This window comes from Pseudomonas sp. P4_C1 (genome assembly GCF_056402155.1).
Window position 1 is genome coordinate 207,406 of record NZ_JBFUHY010000002.1, and the last position, 19,015, is coordinate 226,420.

The following is a 19,015-nucleotide window of genomic DNA, read 5'->3' on the forward strand; positions in this document are numbered from 1 at the left end:
GGTTCGCTGTCGTGGAGCTACCTTAGGAGCGTTGGGTGGGTGTATCAATCAAGCAGAGTGGTGGATCGTTACGCTCAGGGTAATGGTTGTCAGAACTGACGCCTTCGCGGGCAAGCCCGCTCCCACAGGGTTAGTGGTTGCCGTTGAATTTGGGCAACACACGGACACTGTGGGAGCGGGCTTGCCCGCGAAGAGGCCGGTCAGATCACCGCTGAATCGGGATCAGTTGATTAACCCGGCATCCACCAACAACGCCTCCAGCGCCAACAGATCCGGCACCTTGGCCACCTGCTCGCCCACCTGCACCGCCGCCTGTTCCAACGAACACAACGGCACATCCACATAACTCAACTGGCTATCGAGCTTGCAGGAGCGCGGAATGCCCTGCACCAATAGCGCGATGAACTTCAGCTCGGGGCGCCCGCCGAGGGCGTTGAGGATCACGATCCGCGCACGTTCGCCGATGACGACTTTCTGCGCGCAGGCCGATTCGAAACTCAGCAGCGGAATCTGCCGTTCGCGCCACATCACCAGGCCCAGGTACCACGGCGGTGTGTCAAGGTCGAAAGTCCCCGGCGGCTGGTAATCGATCAGCTCGGCAACGGCGACGTTGGGCAGGATCAGGTTACGGTCGGCCAACGGCAGCAGCAGGCCGGTGAGGTTGCTGGTGCGGTGCTCAAGCATGGGTCTTGCTCCACAAGGCGATGCTTTCGAGCAGCACCGATTCCTGGTACGGCTTGCCGAGGTAGTCGTTGACGCCGATGGCCATGGCGCGGTCGCGGTGTTTCTGTCCGGTGCGGGAGGTGATCATGATGATCGGCAGGTGTCGCAGGCGTTCGTCGTTGCGCACCTGGGTCGCGACTTCGAAGCCATCCATGCGCGGCATCTCGATGTCCAGCAGCATCAGGTCGGGCATGTGTTCTTCCAACAGCAGCATGGCATCGACCCCGTCCTTGGCGGTCAACACGTTCATGCCGTGGCGTTCGAGCAAGCGGCTGGTGACCTTGCGCACGGTGACCGAGTCGTCGACCACCATCACCAGCAGCGGCCGATGCGGTTCGGCCTCGACCTCTTGTCCTGCCGGACGCTGGGGCACACGGGCCTGCATGGCGCGGATCGGCGCCAGCAAATCCAGAATCAGCACCACCCGGCCGTCTCCGAGAATCGTCGCCCCGGACACCCCTTGCACCGCCGCGAACTGCGGCCCCAGGCTCTTGACCACGATTTCGCGAGTGCCGGCCATGGCGTCCACCAGCACCGCGATGTGCCGTTCGTTGCACTGCACCAGCAACACCGGCAATGGCAGGCTCTGGCCCAACAGCTTCGGGCGCGGGCTGGTTTTCAGCAGCTCACCCAGATAGCACAGCTCGTAACGTTGTCCGGCGTATTCGTAGGTTGGCGAATCGAAACGGAAATACCCTTCGAGTTCATTGGGCAGGACGCGCACGATGCCGTCGATGGTATTGAGCGGGATCGCGTATTGGTCCTCACCGCACTGCACCATCAGCGCCCGGTTGACCGATACGGTGAACGGCAGGCGAATGCGAAAATGCACGCCCTGCCCCGGCACCGAGTCGATGCTCATGGTGCCGCCCAGTTGCCGCACCTCTTCGTGCACCACGTCCATGCCGACGCCGCGCCCGGAGATCTGGGTGATTTTTTCGGCGGTGGAAAACCCCGGTTGCAGGATGAACTGCAACACGTCGTGATCACTGATGACACTGTCCGGGGCGAGCAGACCGCGCTTGATCGCCTTGCGCCGCACCGCGTCCAGCGGCACACCGGCGCCGTCGTCGCGGATGTCGAAAATGATGTCGCCCCCTTCGCGCAGCAGATCGAGGGTGATCTTGCCCTTGGCCGGTTTTCCCGCCGCCAGCCGTGCTTCGACGGACTCCAGGCCGTGGTCGACGGCGTTGCGCAGCATGTGTTCCAGCGGCGCGGCCATGCGTTCGAGAACGTTGCGGTCCATCTCGCCTTCGGCGTTATCGACGATGAAATCCACGTCCTTGCCCAGTTCGCCGGCCACCTGCCGAACAATGCGCTGCAAACGCGGGAGCATGCGCTCGAACGGCACCATGCGCGTGCGCATCAGGCCTTCCTGCAATTCGGTGTTGATGCGGCCCTGCTGTTGCAACAGGTTTTCCGCATCCTGATTGCGTCGTTCGAGGGTTTCCTTGAGGTCGAGCAAGTCAGAGGCCGATTCGAACAGCGCCCGGGACAGTTGCTGCAATTGAGAGTGGCGGTCCATTTCCAGCGGGTCGAACTCTTCGTAGCCCAGGCGCTCGGCGTCGACTTGCTGGCGGCTGAGGATCCGCCCCTGGGTTTCGGTATCGAGGCGACGCAACTGGTCGCGCATTCGCTCGATGGTGGTCTCCATCTCATTCAGGGCGATGTGCGCATCGTTGACCTGCTGCTCGATCCGGCCACGGAAGATCGATGTTTCACCGGCCAGGTTGACCAGATCATCGAGCAGCTCCGCCGAGACCTTGACCATGTCGGCGCCGGCATCGGACGGCGGCGTCAGCGGCTCGGCCTTGGGCGTGGCCGGCAGAGCAATCGGCGCGGGGGCTTCAGGCACGGCCGGGTGGCTGAAGTTCTTGATGGCATCGATCAAGCGATCGGCCGGCGGCATCGGCTCACCGGCGCGGGCCGCATCGAGCATCTGCGCCAGGCGGTCATGGCTGCGCTGCAACAGCGCGAACAACGGCTCCGTCGGTTGCAACACGCCGGTGGACAGGCCTTCGTAGAGGAACTCCAGTTCATGGGCCAGATCACCAATCGCGGCGATTTCCATCATGCGCGCGCCGCCCTTGAGGGTGTGCAGGTCGCGCAGCAGGGTTTCCACTTCCTGCCGATTCGAAGGCTGGACCTGCCAGCGCTCCAGCGCCGCCCCGGAGCTTTCAATGATGTCGAAACCTTCCTCGAGGAATATTTCCAGCAATTGCGGATCGTGCGCAGCCGAGTCGTTGTCGGTCGCCTGCCGGGCAGACTCGGCGATACCCGCATGCCCTTGACGGTAGGCACGAATGGCTTCGATCAGCTCTCGGGCATCGTCCAGTGGCTGGTTGAGCTGCAACTGTTCGAAATACAACGCCAGTCGCTCATGGCTCTGTTTAAGCAACACCGCCATTGAATCGCTGAAGGCATAACGACGGTCCACCAGGCCCTGGTAAAGACTTTCCAGTTCATGGGCCAGATCGCCGACCGGCCCGACCTCGGCCATGCGTGCGCCACCCTTGAGGGTGTGCAAATCCCGTTGCAGGGACGACAGCGGCGCGGCGTTGTCCGGGTCGCGCAACCAACGCTGCAAGGCATGACCGGCGCTTTCGAGGATATCCACCGCTTCTTCGAGGAAGATCGCAACGATTTCATCGTCCGGCCCCGTGGCCGTGGTGGCTTGGGCCAGCTCCTCGGTGGCAGAACCCAATTCGCGGATGCTCAGGCTACGGCTGCCATCACTGCGGATCAGGCCCATGGCCGACGGGTCGAGGCTCTCGTCGAGCAGTTCGCGCAAGGCCCTGATCCGTTGCGGTTGCGGGCTGACTTCCTGACCGGCGGCCAGTTCGTCGAGCATGTTGATCAGTGCTTCGTGGGCACCCTGTGCTTCATGGAAAAACCGCTCGCTGACCGCGAGGCTGCTTTCCTCCACGGCACCGTACAGGTCGAGCAGCGCTTCGCACAGCTCATCCACCGGGTGCAGGTCGGCCAGATGGGCGCCTTCGCCGAGGGTGGTCAATTCGTCCAGCAGTGCGCTGAGTTCCTGACGTTCGCCGGGGTGTTGCTGCCAACGCTGCAACAGGCTTTCGGCGTCCAGCAGGATGTCCATGCCCTGGGCGAGGAAGTTGTTGATCAGTTGCGGGTCGCGCTTGATCCGCAGCCCGGTGTTCGGCGTGAGGTTTTCCAGGCGCTCGGCCAACAACGCCTTGGCTCGCTCGGTCAAACCCCGGGCGCCGGGAATTTCCGCCAGCGGATCGCGTTTGAGCTGGCGTAAGCCGAGGCGGAACAGCCCTTCTGCCTCCAGCAGCAGTTCAACTTCGTCCAGATCCAGCGCAATCAGGTGTGCCTTGTATTCCCGGGCCAGTTGATCCAGCGGCGCGGCCAGTTCGGCAATCGGCAACACGCCGGCCATGGAGGCGCTGCCCTTGAGGGTGTGCAAGGCGCGCTGCAATTGGTCGCTGGCCTGCAACGGCACATGTTCGGCGGCCTGATCAAGGAAGCGATTGAGGCTGCCCAAGTGGGTTTCGGCCTCTTTGCGGAAGATCTCCAGCAACAGCGGGTCGAGGGCCGCGACATCCTGCGTATCCTCATCGGACACCGGCTCATCGCCCTTGGCCAGGGCATGGGCACGCGCTGCCAACTGGTCGACATCGTTGCGCTGACGCTGGGCATTGGCGGCGTATTCCGCCACCAGTTCCGGCAGCAGCTGCAGCACATCGCCGATCAGTCGTTGCACCGTAGCGCCCGGCTCCACGCTGTCTTCCAGTACGCGGTTGAGCAGGTTTTCCACAGCCCAGGCCAGCTCACCCAACACCAGGGCGCGCACCATCCGGCCGCTGCCCTTGAGGGTATGAAAGGCGCGGCGCAGCTCACTCAGGGCCGAGCGGTTGTCGGGGTTGACCGACCAGCGCGGCAAGTACTCGCGCAGGATTTCCAGGACTTCGTCGGTTTCCTCGAGGAACACCTCACGCAGTTCCTCGTCCACCGATTCTTCGCCTGCAGGTGGCGGCAGCAGGCTGCCCGGGGTGTTCAGCGCGGGCGGGTTCAGGCTCGAAACCGGGCTGGCAAGCACGTCGGCCAGGGTCTGGACGGTCTGCGGATCATCCAGCTCCTGCATCATCTGCATGACCTGCGCTTCGGTCGGGTTGAGCACATCATCAAGCACTGGCACATGCTGCTCACTGGGGAAAAACCCGAGGCTGGCCAGGCTTTTTTCCGCGACATCGAGCAGGTTTTCACCCTGTGCTTGCGGGTCATCGCTGAGGCGCTCGAGGTAGTACTCGATGCTGGTGATCACGTCGGCCAGGCTGTCCAGTTCCTGCCAGCCCGGTTGACCCGGTTCGAGCAACAGGTGCTCGCGGATAAAGTGATTGCAGGTTTCGACCAGACTCGCCGCCCGGCCCAGCGGAATCATCGCCAGCGCGCCGCGCACCTGGGTCAGCAAGGCCGGCAGCGCCTGCAAATGCTGGCGGTCCCAATCGGCGTCGATGTAGTCGACGATCATGTCTTTGGCCTGCTGCAAACAGATGCGGGCCTCCTTGATCACAATCTGATGGATCTGCGTCAGGTCGGTGGTCGGCAGGCGGTTGTCTTCCTGGCTCTCCGGCTCCACGGTACCGACCATGCCGGCCAGCGTCGCTTCGACGTACAACAAGGCCCCGGCAACGTCCATGAGGATCGCATCGTTGGGTTCGCGCTGGCCCTGGGCGAGGCTGAGCACCACCGCCAATTGATCGATGATCACCTTGCGCGGCTGGCCGAAGCCCAGGACCGCCAGGGTGTCGGCGATTTGCCGCAGCGGCGCCAGCAGGCTGTCGAGGTCAGAGGTGTGCTGGCGGTCACTGCGCACGAACAGGTCCAGGCGCTCCTTGACCCGCACCAGCTCTTCGCACAGCGCCGCCAGTACCGAGCGCATGGCATCACGGTCAGGACCGGCCAGCCGCGCGCGTTCTTCATCGACCATCGCGCTGTCGGGCAGCGCGTCGTCCAGTGAGTAGCGTTCTTTCATGGTCAGCATCTGCCCGGTGGGATGTTCGGCCTTGGCAATGTAGAAGAGCAAACTCTTGAGCAGCTCCGGCGGGGCCGCTTGGTTGATGCCTTGAATGCCTTGTTCGAGAAGACGCTTGAGCTCAATGTCGGCGTCCTTGAACAGGCTGCGCAAGGCCGGGCTGTTGGCGATCGCACCGCCCTGCATGCCTTCGACCAGCGCCGATGCCACCTGCCATAACGGGCTCAGGGGTGCATTGGCGCACAGTGCTTCGAGGCGGGTAAAGACCTTGGCCAGGTAATCGAGGTTGGTGTCGTTGTCCTGTTCACGCAGGAAACCGACCAGCGCCATTTGCAGCATCTGCCGCAGCTTGCGCAGCACATTGGGCAATTCGGCCGGCTCCAGCTGCGCCAGCGTTTCTGCGTCCAGCGCTGGTAACTCGGGCAATTGCGGGCTGAACAGGCTGGTTTCCGACAGCAGGCTTTCGCCGCGGGCGCTGCGCAGGTCGTTGATCAGTGGCAACACCACCAGAGGCAAGTCACGACGCGCGCCTTGCACCCGGTCGAGGTAGATCGGCAGCTGCCCCAGGGCCTGCATCAACAGGTGCAACGCCTCGTCGCGATGACTGACACGGCTGCCCTGCAAGGCCATGGCCAGTTGTTCCATTTCTTCGGCGAGCAACGCCGCGCCGTAGAACTCGACCATCTGCAAACTGCCGTGGACCTGATGGATGCATGCCAGGCAATCATCCAGCGCTTGCGTCGCCTGCGGGTCATCGAGCAGGTTTTCGATCGCGTGATGAGCCTGTTTCAGCGTTTCGGCAATCTCGCCCTTGACCCACTCGAGGGCCACATAGTCGTGCCGATCACCCATAACCACTCCAATCACAATTCAGATACCCATGGGCGGTTCAAGCTTTGTCCACAACCTGCGCCTTGGCATCCGGCAAGGTGAAACCGGACACCGAACGACGCAATTGACTGGCCATTTTCGCCAGGTTGCCGATGCTATCGGCCGTGGCGGTGGAACCCGACGACGTCTGCGAGGTGATCTGCTGGATCACGTTCATCGTCAGGGAAATCTGACCGGCCGACGACGTCTGCTGTTGCGCCGCATTGGAAATGCTCTGGATCAATGCCGCGAGCGTCTTGGAGACGCCTTCGATTTCTTCCAGGGCCACACCGGCATCCTGCGCCAGACGGGCGCCGCGCACCACTTCGGTCGTCGTCTGCTCCATGGAGATGACCGCTTCGTTGGTGTCGGTCTGGATCGCCCGCACCAGGGTTTCGATCTGCCGGGTGGCGGCGGATGAGCGCTCGGCCAGGCGCTGCACTTCATCGGCGACCACGGCGAAACCGCGACCGGCGTCACCGGCCATGGACGCCTGGATAGCCGCGTTGAGGGCAAGGATGTTGGTCTGGTCGGCAATGTCATCGATCAGGCTGACAATGTCGCCGATTTCCTGGGACGACTCGCCCAGGCGCTTGATGCGCTTGGCGGTGTCCTGGATCTGCTCGCGAATGTTGTCCATGCCGTGGATGGTGTTGTGCACCACCTCGTTGCCCTTGTTGGCGATTTCCACCGAGCGCTCGGCAACCGCCGAAGATTCAGCTGCGTTGGCCGACACCTGGTCGATCGACTCGGCCATGTCGTTGATTGCCATGGAGGCCTCGGAAATCTGCTGGGCCTGATGCTCCGACGCTTGGGCCAGGTGCATGGCGGTGGCCTGGGTTTCCTGCACGGCGGCTGCGACCTGGCCGGCGGTGAGGTTGATGGTCGCGACCAGATCGCGCAACTGGTCGACGGAGTAATTGATCGAATCGGCGATGGTGCCGGTAAAGTCTTCGGTCACCGAGGCGGTCACCGTGAGGTCGCCGTCGGCCAGGTCTTCGATCTCGTCGAGCAGGCGCATGATCGCGTTCTGGTTACGCTCGTTTTTCTCCGCGGTTTCGCGCAACTGACGATTGGTTTCGCGCACCATCACCATGCCGATCAGGATGATCGAAGCCAGCGCCAGCAAGCCCAGTACGTAACCACCAATGGTGTCGGTGGTGCGTCCACCGACCAGGTTTTCGAAACCGTTGGCCAAGTGCGAGGCTTCATCGAGCAGGGTTTGCGACAGACTGAAAATGTTCGAGGCCGATTCGCGGACCTTGAACAGCTCCGGCGAGGTTTCGAGGATCTCGTCCACCGAGCCCGAGACGAACTCGAACAGCTCGGAGATTTCCGCGAGACGCGCACGGGCGTCACGATCTTCGACCTGGCTGACCTTGAGCGCCGGGTCGCCCTGGAGCATGCCGTTGAGCACCTTGCCGAACTGCGTCGCATCACGTCCGAACGCATCGGCGGCCTGCTGTGAATTTTCGTCGCCGGCCAATACCGTGTTGACCGCGCCGAGGATCCGCTCGGCCAGCAGCGATTGGCGCTGGGCCATCGCCACCTGGGCCGCCGGAGCGCCCCGTTGCAGGAGAATCTCGACGACTTTTTCGTACTCGACCTGCAACTGCGGCACGGTTTCGGCCAGGGTCGCGGCGACCTGATGCAGCGACAGTACGGTTTGCTCGCTGGAAAGAATCGCATCGGTGTTTTTCAGCAGGCGTTCCCAGTCCTGTTGCACCGCGCGCATCTCCGGACGCACGGTAGCAGGGGCCGGCGGCAGGCCGGTGGCCGGGTCGCCCTTTTTCAGATAACCCCAGCGCTGGGCGAAGTCGTTGCGCGCATCGCTGAGCAACTTGAACGCGGCAGCCTTGCCGGCGGCGGCTTCGGTGGCGTTCTTGGCGATACGCTGGGACAGCACGCGCAGTTCGCCCGCGTGGCCGATGTACTGTTTGTCGTAGGTAGCCTGGGTGTTGAGGTACGCGAAGTTGGCGAACAGCAGCATGATGAAGACGATCAGCGCGATGAACAGCACGATAATCTGCGACCGGCTGCGCGACCCTTCCAATGGCTTGCCTGCTTTTGCTTTTATCATCGGTCCTCGCCTGTTAACCAGCACCTTCCAAGACTTACCGGGGAACCTGTGGGAGCGAGCTTGCTCCAACTACACCGCGACGTTCATGAACCCCTGAGACTGCGTCAACGCAAACGGGCTGAACACCTGCCAGCACTGCTCGCGCTGAAACCGGCCTTTGACGAACGCCGCCATAGGCCCTTTCAACTCTTCTGCCAGCACCGGCTCCAGGCTGTCCTGGGCAAAGTGCTGGAGGCCGAAGACTTCGTCGACCAACAACCCGGCAAACACCTCTTCATGTTCCACCACCAACACCCGCCGCTGCCCGCGCACCGCCGAAAGCTCGTGCCCGAAGAAGCCGCACAAGTCCATGACCGGCAGCAAACGCCCGCGCAGGTTGGCGACACCCTTGACCCAGGGTTTGACCCCCGGCAGCTGAGTGACGCGCGGCTCGTGCAGGACTTCGCTGACTTCGCTCATGGGCGCGACGTACCAGTGCTCGCCCAGGCGAAAACCGATGCCGCTCCAGCTGTCCCGCCGGGGTGGCTGGGACGGCAAGTCCGCCGCCAGCAAACGACAGCGCCGGTCGATTTGCAGCAGCAGCTCAAAAGCCGTCAGCGACTCGTTCATGACCTGACGATCAACCGGCCAGCACGTTGTTCAGGGTATTGATCAGGGTGTCTTCATCGACCGGTTTGGTCAGGTAATCCCTGGCGCCCTGGCGCGTGCCCCAGACCTTGTCGGTTTCCTGGTCCTTGGTGGTGATGATGATCACCGGGATGTGTCCGGTTTCCGGATCCTTGGTGAGCTGACGGGTCGCCTGGAAGCCGTTGAGGCCGGGCATGACAATGTCCATCAGCACCGCGTCGGGTTTTTCCTGGCGGGCCAGGGCCACACCGTCGGCGCCGTTTTCGGCTTTCAACACTTCATGACCGTGCTTTTCCAGCATGCCGGTCAGTTTGTACATTTCGGTCGGCGAATCATCGACGATCAGAATACGTGCCATGGTCTTCCCCATTCTTGTCGACGCCGGGCCCGATGGCCGAGCGTCACTGTGCGTGTCCTACTGCGGCAAAACGGCGGCGAAACCCGGTACATGGGCCTGGATCGCATCAAGCAATTCTTCCTTGCTGAAAGGCTTGGTCAAAAACTGGTCGGAGCCGACGATGCGCCCCTTGGCCTTGTCGAACAGCCCGTCCTTGGACGACAGCATAATCACCGGCGTGGACTTGAACGCGCTGTTGTTCTTGATCAGGGCGCAGGTCTGGTAGCCATCCAGGCGCGGCATCATGATGTCGACAAAGATGATGCCGGGATGGTTGTCGGCAATCTTGGCCAGGGCATCGAAGCCGTCGATGGCGGTAATGACTTCGCACCCGACGCTCTTCAACAGCGTTTCGGCGGTGCGACGAATCGTCTTCGAATCGTCGATCACCATGACCTTCAAGGCGCTGGGGTGCTGTTCCATAAATGCTCTACCGTCGCCTTTGCGAAACAATTTGTCCGTTTGCCGGTTAACGGCAGCTCGAAACCCTTGATGTTCAAGGGCCATTACCACTTGGCAGCCTTTTTAGCACAGTCTCCAAAACCAATCTATCGGCCGACCTTCAAGGTGGTTTTTCCTTGACCGGGAACACACTCAGCGCCACTCTGACGCCACTTTTATACGGCTCTTTGTAGGAGCGAGCCTGCTCGCGATGATCGCTAACGATGACGCGTGCTGGCTGGATGAACGCGGTGCTCTGACATCCATCGCGAGCAGGCTCGCTCCTACAGATCGGCACAAGCCCCCAAAATTTCGAGGAAAACCCAATGAGCGTTCGCGTCGGGATTGTCATGGACCCTATCGCCAGCATTTCCTATAAAAAGGATAGCTCGCTGGCCATGCTGCTGGCCGCGCAAAAGCGCGGCTGGGAGCTGTTCTACATGGAGCAGCGCGACCTCTATCAGGGCGAAGGCCAGGCGCGGGCGCGGATGCGTCCGCTGCAGGTGTTCGCCAACCCGGAAAAATGGTTCGAACTGGGCGCTGAAAGCGACGCACTGCTAAGCGATCTGGACGTGATCCTGATGCGCAAGGATCCGCCGTTCGACATGGAGTTCGTCTACTCCACTTATTTGCTGGAACAAGCCGAGCGCGCCGGTGTGCTGGTGGTCAACAAGCCGCAAAGCCTTCGCGACTGCAACGAAAAGCTGTTCGCCACACTGTTCCCGCAGTGCACGCCGCCGACCATCGTCAGCCGCCGCCCGGACGTACTGCGCGAATTCGCCGATCACCATGGCGATGTGATTCTCAAGCCGCTGGACGGCATGGGCGGCTCCTCGATTTTCCGCCACACCGCCGGCCACCCGAACCTCTCGGTGATCCTCGAAACCCTGACCCTGCATGGTCAGCAGCAAATCATGATCCAGGGTTACCTGCCAGCTATCGTCGATGGTGACAAGCGCATCCTGATGATCGATGGCGAGCCTGTGGATTATTGCCTGGCGCGGATTCCGGCCAAGGGCGAAACCCGTGGCAACCTCGCCGCCGGTGGCCGTGGCGAAGCCCGCCCGCTGACCGACAAGGACCGCTGGATCGCCGCGCAAGTCGGCCCGACCCTGCGTGAAAAAGGCCTGTTGTTCGTTGGCCTGGACGTGATCGGCGAGCACCTGACCGAGATCAACGTCACCAGCCCGACCTGCATTCGCGAGATTGATAACGCGTTTGGCACCGACATCGGCGGCATGCTGATGGATGCCATCGATCAGAAGCTCAAGGCACGTTGATTAGCCAAACCAACATTGCGTTATCATGCGCGGCCTGTGAAAACGCGATGTTGGTTTCCTTGTCATGACCCTCCCGTCCGATCTGCCTGCCGAACTCGCCCACCGTGGCGTGCGCCCGGCCGATCGCCTCGGTTTTACCCTGTTTCTGGCGGCGCTGATCCACCTGGCCTTGCTGTTGGGTGTCGGGTTTGCAGTGGTCGAACCAAAGCAGATCAGCAAAACCCTGGAAATCACCCTCGCCACCTTCAAAAGCGAAAAGAAGCCTGAAAAGGCCGACTTCCTCGCCCAGGAGAATCAGCAAGGCAGCGGCACCCTGGATAAAAAGGCGATTCCCAAGACCACCGAGGTCGCGCCGTTCCAGGACAACAAGGTGCAAAAGGTCACGCCACCGCCGGCCGCCAAGCCTGAAACGCAGGAAGCCCCGCCCAAGGCTGCCGTGACCACCGTGGCACCGAAACCGAAAAAAGCCCCCGCCAAGACCGAGGAGCCCAAGACCGAGGTCAAATCCCAGGTCCAGGCACCGACGTTCGACAGCGAGCAGCTGTCCAGCGACATCGCCAGCCTGGAAGCGGAACTGGCCGCCGAACAACAGCTGTACGCCAAGCGCCCGCGCATTCACCGCTTGAGCGCGGCCTCGACCATGCGCGACAAGGGCGCCTGGTACAAGGACGAATGGCGCAAGAAAGTCGAGCGCATCGGCAACCTCAATTACCCCGACGAAGCGCGGCGCAAACAGATCTACGGCAACTTGCGCCTGATGGTGTCGATCAATCGCGACGGTTCGCTGTATGAAGTACTGGTGCTGGAGTCTTCCGGCCAGCCGCTGCTGGACCAGGCGGCGCAACGAATCGTCCGGCTGGCGGCGCCGTTTGCACCGTTTACCGGGGATCTCTCGGATGTTGACCGGCTGGAGATCATCCGCACCTGGAAGTTTGCCCGTGGGGACAGGCTCTCAAGCAACTGACCACCCCCGAAACCCTGTGGGAGCGAGCTTGCTCGCGATGACAACTTCACATTCAACAGAGATGTCGACTGCCAGGCCGCCATCGCGAGCAAGCTCGCTCCCACAGGAATCCAAGTCGTCAGTGGGGATTTGAGGCATTTCCTGTGCATCCCCAGCTTGTCAGTTCGCCCCTCGAACGCCACACTAGCGCTCATGAAAAACGTCAGCCCCAGCTACCTCAAGCATCAATTCCTGATCGCCATGCCGCACATGGCCGACCCGAACTTTGCGCACACCTTGACCTACATCGTCGAGCACACGGCCAATGGTGCCATGGGGCTGGTGGTCAACCGTCCGCAAGAGCTGAGTCTGGCCGATATCCTTGAGCAATTGCGCCCGGATATCGAACCGCCAGCGCTCTGCCAGCATGTGCCGATCTTTGTCGGCGGCCCGGTGCAGACCGATCGCGGCTTTGTCCTTCACCCCAAGGGGCTGAGCTTCCAGGCAACCGTTGATCTGGAAGACGAATTATCCCTGTCGACCACCCAGGACATACTGTTCGCCATCGCTGACGGCGTCGGCCCGGCCAAAAGCCTGATTGCCCTCGGCTATGCCGGCTGGGAAGCCGGGCAGCTGGAGGCCGAACTGGCGCAGAACGCCTGGCTGACCTGCCCGTTTGACGCCGACATCCTGTTCAACACCAGCAGCGAACTGCGCCTGGAAGCGGCAGCCAAACATCTGGGCGTGAACCTCAGCCTGCTGACCAGCCAGGCGGGGCACGCCTGATGGCCCTGCGGCTGATTCTCGGATTCGACTACGGCACCAAACAGATTGGTGTTGCGGTCGGCCAGGTGGTGACCGGCCAGGCCCGCGAGCTGTGCACCCTGAAAGCGCAGAACGGCATTCCCGACTGGAACCAGGTCGAAGCCCTCATCAAAGAATGGAAGCCCGATGCCGTGGTGGTCGGCCTGCCGCTGAACATGGACGGCACCCCCAGTGACATGTGCGCCCGCGCAGAAAAGTTCGCCCGGCGCCTGAACGGCCGCTTCAACCTGCCCTTCTATACCCACGATGAACGCCTGACCACCTTTGAGGCCAAGGGCGAACGCCTGGCCCGGGGCGGCCAGAAAGGCAGTTACCGTGACAACCCGGTCGATGCCATCGCCGCCGCCCTGCTGCTGCAAGGCTGGCTCGACGAAAATGGCGCACTGTTCGAGTCCTGAAGAGCCGTTGTGCGTCTCCATTAGCTACAACCCGAGCCATTTTGCGCACAAGCTGGCTCGAACCCAAGAAGGAGCAACCATGAGCCTGCCCAATCCCGCCGAACTGGTCAGCCAGATGGCAACCCGACTTGACGCTTATTTGGCCAAACGAGGCATCAGCGACCCGCGTTTCATCGGCATCCGTACCGGCGGCGTCTGGGTGGCCCAGGCCCTGCTCAAGGAACTGGGCAGCAATGAGCCCCTCGGCACTCTCGACGTGTCCTTCTACCGCGACGATTTCAGCCAGAACGGCCTGCACCCGCAGGTTCGCCCTTCGGCGCTGCCGTTCGAGATCGAAGGCCAGCACCTGGTGCTGATCGACGACGTGCTGATGAGCGGTCGGACCATCCGCGCCGCCATGAACGAACTGTTCGACTACGGCCGCCCGGCCAGCGTGACGCTGGTGTGCCTGCTGGATCTGGACGCCGGCGAGCTGCCGATCCGCCCGAACGTGGTAGGCGCGACCCTGTCCCTGGCTGCCCACGAACGGGTAAAGCTGTCTGGCCCGGAGCTCGCGCTCGAACTGCAAGACCTCGCCCTTTAATTCGCCCTATTGAGAGTCCCCCTCGCGATGACGCCTCTAGAAACCAAGCGCCCGCTGCAGCTCAATGATCAGGGTCAGCTGCGCCACTTCCTCTCGCTCGACGGTTTGCGCCGCGAGCTGTTGACGGAAATCCTCGACACCGCCGACTCCTTCCTCGAAGTCGGCGCCCGGGCCGTGAAAAAAGTCCCGCTGCTGCGCGGCAAGACCGTGTGCAACGTGTTCTTCGAAAACTCGACCCGCACCCGCACCACCTTCGAACTGGCGGCCCAGCGGCTCTCGGCGGATGTGATTACCCTCAACGTGTCCACGTCGTCGGCGAGCAAGGGCGAAACCCTGCTCGACACTCTGCGCAACCTGGAAGCCATGGCCGCCGACATGTTCGTCGTGCGCCACGGCGATTCCGGCGCCGCGCACTTCATCGCCGAACATGTTTGCCCACAGGTGGCGATCATCAACGGCGGTGACGGCCGGCACGCGCACCCGACCCAGGGCATGCTCGACATGCTGACCATCCGCCGACACAAGGGCGGTTTCGAAAACCTTTCGGTGGCCATCGTCGGCGACATCCTGCACTCGCGGGTCGCACGCTCGAACATGCTGGCGCTGAAAACCCTCGGTTGCCCGGACATCCGCGTGATCGCGCCGAAAACCCTGCTGCCGATCGGCATCGAGCAATACGGCGTAAAGGTCTACACCGACATGACCGAAGGCCTGAAAGATGTCGACGTGGTGATCATGCTGCGCCTGCAGCGTGAACGCATGACCGGCGGCCTGCTGCCGAGCGAAGGCGAGTTCTACCGCCTGTTCGGCCTGACCACCGCGCGCCTGGCCGGTGCCAAGCCCGATGCCATCGTGATGCACCCGGGGCCGATCAACCGCGGCGTGGAAATCGAGTCGGCGGTGGCCGACGGCCCGCACTCGGTGATCCTCAACCAAGTGACCTATGGCATCGCGATTCGTATGGCCGTGCTGTCCATGGCCATGAGCGGGCAAACAGCCCAGCGCCAATTCGAGCAGGAGAACGCCCAGTGAAGCTCAGCATTCTCGGTGCCCGCGTGATCGATCCGGCCAGTGGCCTGGATCAAGTGACCGACATCCACATTGAAGCCTGCAAAGTCGTCGCCCTTGGCGTTGCGCCAGCCGGTTTTGTCGCCGTCGACACGATCGACGCCAAAGGCCTGGTGGCCGCTCCCGGCCTGGTTGACCTCAACGTTGCCCTGCGTGAGCCGGGTTACAGCCGCAAAGGCTCGATTGTCAGCGAAACCCGCGCAGCGGCGGCTGGCGGCGTGACCAGCCTGTGCTGCCCGCCAAAAACCAAACCGGTGCTGGACACCTCGGCGGTGGCCGAACTGATCCTCGACCGCGCCCGCGAGGCCGGCAACACCAAAGTCTTCCCGATTGGCGCCCTGAGCAAAGGCCTGGACGGCGAACAGCTGGCAGAGCTGGTGGCACTGCGCGATGCCGGTTGCGTGGCCTTCGGCAACGGCCTGGAGAGCTTTCGCAACAACCGCACCCTGTGCCGGGCGCTGGACTACGCAGCGACCTTCGACCTGACGGTGATTTTCAACTCCCAGGATCACGACCTGGCCGAGGGCGGCCTGGCTCACGAAGGCCCGACCGCCAGCTTCCTTGGCTTGCCGGGCATCCCGGAAAGTGCCGAGACCGTCGCCCTGGCCCGGGATCTGCTGCTGGTTGAACAGACCGGCGTGCGCGCGCACTTCAGCCAGCTCACCAGCGCCCGCGGTGTTGAATTGATCGCCCAGGCCCAGGCCCGGGGCCTGAAGGTGACCGCGGATGTCGCCCTGTACCAGCTGATCCTCACCGACGAAGCGCTGATCGACTTCAGCAGCCTGTATCACGTCCAGCCGCCGCTACGCACCCGCGCCGACCGCGAAGGCCTGCGCGCAGCGGTGAAATCAGGCGTGATCTCGGCCATCTCCAGTCATCACCAACCCCATGAGCGTGACGCCAAACTGGCACCGTTCGGCGCAACCGAGCCGGGCATCAGCAGCGTCGAACTGCTGTTGCCGCTGGCGATGACCCTGGTCGAAGACGGTTTGCTGGACCTGCCGACACTGCTCAAGCGCCTGAGTGCCGGCCCTGCCGAGGCCTTGCGCTTGCCAGCAGGCAAACTGGCGGTGGGTGGTGCGGCGGACATCGTACTGTTCGACCCGGCGGCCTCGACCGTGGCGGGTGAAACCTGGCTATCCAAGGGCGAAAACTGCCCGTTCATTGGCCACAGCCTGCCGGGTGTGGTGCGTTATACCCTGGTGGATGGGCGCATTAGCCACCAGGCGTAACTCCGCGTCGCCTGCATTCGCGAGCAGGCTCGCTCCCACAGTAGTTCTGCGTTGATGCAAATTTCGCAGCCAACCGATAACACTGTGGGAGCGGGCTTGCCCGCGATGGCGTCTTAGAAAGCGCCCCTACTCTGCGAGTTGCGCACGGAAACCTGATCATTCAACGTCCAGAAGCCATACAGCCCTCCTCCCCCTACTCCGTCATCCACTGCCTCTCCCTAACGACACATCTGCATCAAGAACATTTCCACAAACGATGGCGAATAAAACTATCCAGTGAATAGAACTTCCTGACTACTCACCACCTATGCGAAAGGAACTTCTCAATATTCAGAAACATCCTACAAACTTATTGAATGCAGATTCAACACCTATCATTTAACATAAAAACAGCACAAAGAAAAATCACTACAAACACCCTGAATACAAATGCTGTACAAACAAGGAGCGAGACATGAAAAATGGACTTACCACACTTCCTATCTAACGAAAGGAATAACGGGAAACTCAGGAGGCTTACAGTTAATCCTGTGTTCAACTGGGGACCTGTGCGACGGCCCGTCATTTCCTCAGCCGAAGTGGGTATGCTCCATGGTTGGCCGGAATGAAAAACGGTATAAATGCCTTTATTTATGAGCTTCTGCATTCAGGAAGAGCCAACATGAAGCCCCTCTACAAACACCTGAACTACATCTACCCTTTACTTTTAGCGCTCACTTCCAGCGTAGCAATATTTACCATAGAAAAAAATTTGAGCACCGGCATTTACGACATAGATCGAGATTCAATCGGAATACCAATAGGTGCGATCCTGATTGCGGGCTTAGTATTATTCATGTTTCACCTAATGCAAATATTTTTATACAGAAAAGCCCGCCACACCAATTCAACCTTGATAAAAATATCAGCATTAATAATTGCAATTGCATCGCTTGCGATTCTCGCCGACAGCATAAATTACTGGGCCACCCCAAACCACTTCATCATTTCAATCTTCTACAGCTTCAGCACAATGGCTTTTTTAACGCTTCAACTTCAATTACTGAAAGCATTTCAGTAACCACTCATGGGCTATAACTCAAGCAGGCAGATAGCTGGATCAGTCAACAGAAGTAAAAGCCTGCGGCGAGGGGGCCTGCCCCTCGCCGCAGAAATCAACGACTCTGTGCATTACGCACCGACACCTGGTCATTCAACGTCCAGAAGTCATACAGCACGCCAATAAAGAACAACCCGCCCGTCACCAGGTACAGCAGTCCGCTGATCCATTTCCCCTGATACATCCTGTGCACGCCAAACACCCCGAGAAACGTCAGCAGGATCCACGCCACGTTGTATTCGATCGGGCCGGCTGTAAACCGCAGGTCAGCCTCGCGATCCATCGCCGGGATCAGGAAAAGGTCGATCAGCCAACCGATCCCGAGCAAGCCGAAGGTGAAGAACCAGATCGTCCCGGTCACCGGCTTGCCGTAATAGAAGCGGTGTGCGCCGGTAAAACCGAAAATCCACAGCAGGTAACCGATCACTTTGCTGTGAGTGTCTTGCTGCTGGACAGCCTGTTGATAGGGGTTCATGAATGACCTCGATTCCCACGATAGATAAATATTCTTTAATTCTTTGTGACTTTTTTACAGGCATCCGACGTATGGCAAATGCTACCTTCACTCCCGTCAAAGCCTTGTAACACCGGACTTCTGTCCGACAATTGCGTCATTTTGCCGCTTTTTTGCCACTATTGCCCTCCAGATTGAATCGACCAACGGCCTCGGAAGCGGCAAAAAAGCTGTTATAAAGTTGCGCGCTGACCTATTAAGAGCCTTGCCTAATGCGTTCATTTTTCAAGACATGGCTAACCATTTGCCTTTTGATGCCACTGGCCGCCCACGCCACCAATCGTGAGCAACGTCTTCCTAACGTTAATGGTTACACCCCAAAATCCCATGCCTCTGCTCCTTCGAGCAAAGACAAAAAATCCGCCAGATATGCTCCGAGCCTGGCCAGCAGCAAAAGCGGCCTGGTTCCACCGATGGGCACCAAGGAAAGCAGCGACGTGCTGAGCCGCGCCGTGAACGTCCTTGGCACTCCCTATCGTTGGGGCGGCAGCAGCCCAAGCAAAGGCTTCGATTGCAGCGGCCTGGTGAAGTACGCGTTCAACGACGCCTCGTTCGACCTGCCACGCACCTCCAATGCCATGGCCAGCGGTCATGGGGAGAAAGTCGATCGCAATGACCTGAAGCCCGGCGACCTGATTTTCTTCAACATCAAGAGCCGTCGGGTCAATCACGTTGCCATTTACCTGGGCAACGATCGCTTCATCCACGCGCCACGTCGCGGCAAGTCGGTGTCCATCGACACTTTGAATAAACCGTACTGGGAAAACCACTACGTGGTTGCCAAGCGGGTTCTGCCGAAAGAGCCGAATCAGTTGCGCGTCGTTCAGCGCTGATTTCAGTGTCATGAATCTGCATCGAACATGATGCCCCCATCGCGAGCAAGCTCGCTCCCACATTGGGATGCGCCCCCCTGTGGGAGCGAGCTTGCTCGCG

Annotated in this window: 16 protein-coding genes; 9 read left to right on the forward strand and 7 right to left on the reverse strand. The window is 61.0% G+C overall.

Annotated features, from left to right (window positions below):
- Window positions 1-222: 222 nt before the first annotated feature.
- The 6 genes from AC1DU9_RS02405 to pilG all read right to left on the reverse strand — a co-directional run bounded on the left by AC1DU9_RS02405 (window position 223) and on the right by pilG (window position 10,122).
- Complete coding sequence (locus AC1DU9_RS02405; RefSeq protein ID WP_223456717.1) at window positions 223-684, reverse strand: chemotaxis protein CheW; 462 nt, start codon at window positions 682-684, stop codon at window positions 223-225.
- On the reverse strand, window positions 677-6,577 hold the full coding sequence (locus AC1DU9_RS02410; RefSeq protein WP_477809697.1) for an Hpt domain-containing protein: 5,901 nt from the start codon (window positions 6,575-6,577) through the stop codon (window positions 677-679). The genes AC1DU9_RS02405 and AC1DU9_RS02410 overlap by 8 nt, the downstream gene beginning before the upstream one ends.
- A 37-nt stretch (window positions 6,578-6,614) precedes the next feature.
- Complete coding sequence (locus AC1DU9_RS02415) at window positions 6,615-8,675, reverse strand: methyl-accepting chemotaxis protein (RefSeq protein WP_223456715.1); 2,061 nt, start codon at window positions 8,673-8,675, stop codon at window positions 6,615-6,617.
- 69 nt (window positions 8,676-8,744) lie between these two features.
- Window positions 8,745-9,284, reverse strand: coding sequence for a chemotaxis protein CheW (locus AC1DU9_RS02420; protein ID WP_223456714.1), 540 nt, complete (start codon window positions 9,282-9,284; stop codon window positions 8,745-8,747).
- Between the two features lie 10 nt (window positions 9,285-9,294).
- Window positions 9,295-9,660, reverse strand: a complete 366-nt coding sequence (gene pilH / locus AC1DU9_RS02425; RefSeq protein WP_223456713.1) for a twitching motility response regulator PilH — start codon at window positions 9,658-9,660, stop codon at window positions 9,295-9,297.
- A 57-nt stretch (window positions 9,661-9,717) separates the two neighbouring features.
- Entirely contained in the window at window positions 9,718-10,122 is a 405-nt protein-coding gene (gene pilG / locus AC1DU9_RS02430) for a twitching motility response regulator PilG (RefSeq protein ID WP_223456712.1), read from the reverse strand.
- A gap of 344 nt (window positions 10,123-10,466) precedes the next feature.
- On the opposite strand from pilG, the gene gshB reads away from it, so the two are divergent.
- The 8 genes from gshB (at window position 10,467) to AC1DU9_RS02470 (ending at window position 17,529) form a co-directional block, all read left to right on the forward strand.
- Window positions 10,467-11,420 (forward strand): glutathione synthase, encoded by a 954-nt coding sequence (gene gshB / locus AC1DU9_RS02435; protein WP_095944401.1) that lies wholly within the window; start codon window positions 10,467-10,469, stop codon window positions 11,418-11,420.
- Between the two features lie 64 nt (window positions 11,421-11,484).
- Window positions 11,485-12,384, forward strand: coding sequence for an energy transducer TonB (locus AC1DU9_RS02440; RefSeq protein ID WP_223456711.1), 900 nt, complete (start codon window positions 11,485-11,487; stop codon window positions 12,382-12,384).
- 192 nt (window positions 12,385-12,576) lie between these two features.
- Entirely contained in the window at window positions 12,577-13,149 is a 573-nt protein-coding gene (locus AC1DU9_RS02445) for a YqgE/AlgH family protein (RefSeq protein WP_223456709.1), read from the forward strand.
- Entirely contained in the window at window positions 13,149-13,586 is a 438-nt protein-coding gene (gene ruvX / locus AC1DU9_RS02450; protein ID WP_057398155.1) for a Holliday junction resolvase RuvX, read from the forward strand. Before AC1DU9_RS02445 ends, ruvX begins: the two co-directional genes overlap by 1 nt.
- A gap of 79 nt (window positions 13,587-13,665) precedes the next feature.
- Window positions 13,666-14,169, forward strand: a complete 504-nt coding sequence (pyrR, locus tag AC1DU9_RS02455) for a bifunctional pyr operon transcriptional regulator/uracil phosphoribosyltransferase PyrR (protein ID WP_223456707.1) — start codon at window positions 13,666-13,668, stop codon at window positions 14,167-14,169.
- Window positions 14,170-14,196: 27 nt separating this feature from the next.
- Entirely contained in the window at window positions 14,197-15,201 is a 1,005-nt protein-coding gene (locus tag AC1DU9_RS02460; RefSeq protein ID WP_007939362.1) for an aspartate carbamoyltransferase catalytic subunit, read from the forward strand.
- Window positions 15,198-16,469 (forward strand): dihydroorotase, encoded by a 1,272-nt coding sequence (locus tag AC1DU9_RS02465; protein ID WP_223456704.1) that lies wholly within the window; start codon window positions 15,198-15,200, stop codon window positions 16,467-16,469. Before AC1DU9_RS02460 ends, AC1DU9_RS02465 begins: the two co-directional genes overlap by 4 nt.
- A gap of 604 nt (window positions 16,470-17,073) precedes the next feature.
- Window positions 17,074-17,529, forward strand: coding sequence for a hypothetical protein (locus AC1DU9_RS02470; protein ID WP_223456702.1), 456 nt, complete (start codon window positions 17,074-17,076; stop codon window positions 17,527-17,529).
- A gap of 94 nt (window positions 17,530-17,623) precedes the next feature.
- Here the strand turns inward: AC1DU9_RS02470 and AC1DU9_RS02475 are convergent, their stop codons facing one another.
- Window positions 17,624-18,043 (reverse strand): NINE protein, encoded by a 420-nt coding sequence (locus tag AC1DU9_RS02475; protein ID WP_046039250.1) that lies wholly within the window; start codon window positions 18,041-18,043, stop codon window positions 17,624-17,626.
- Window positions 18,044-18,294: 251 nt separating this feature from the next.
- On the opposite strand from AC1DU9_RS02475, the gene AC1DU9_RS02480 reads away from it, so the two are divergent.
- On the forward strand, window positions 18,295-18,915 hold the full coding sequence (locus AC1DU9_RS02480; RefSeq protein WP_223456700.1) for a C40 family peptidase: 621 nt from the start codon (window positions 18,295-18,297) through the stop codon (window positions 18,913-18,915).
- Window positions 18,916-19,015: the final 100 nt, after the last annotated feature.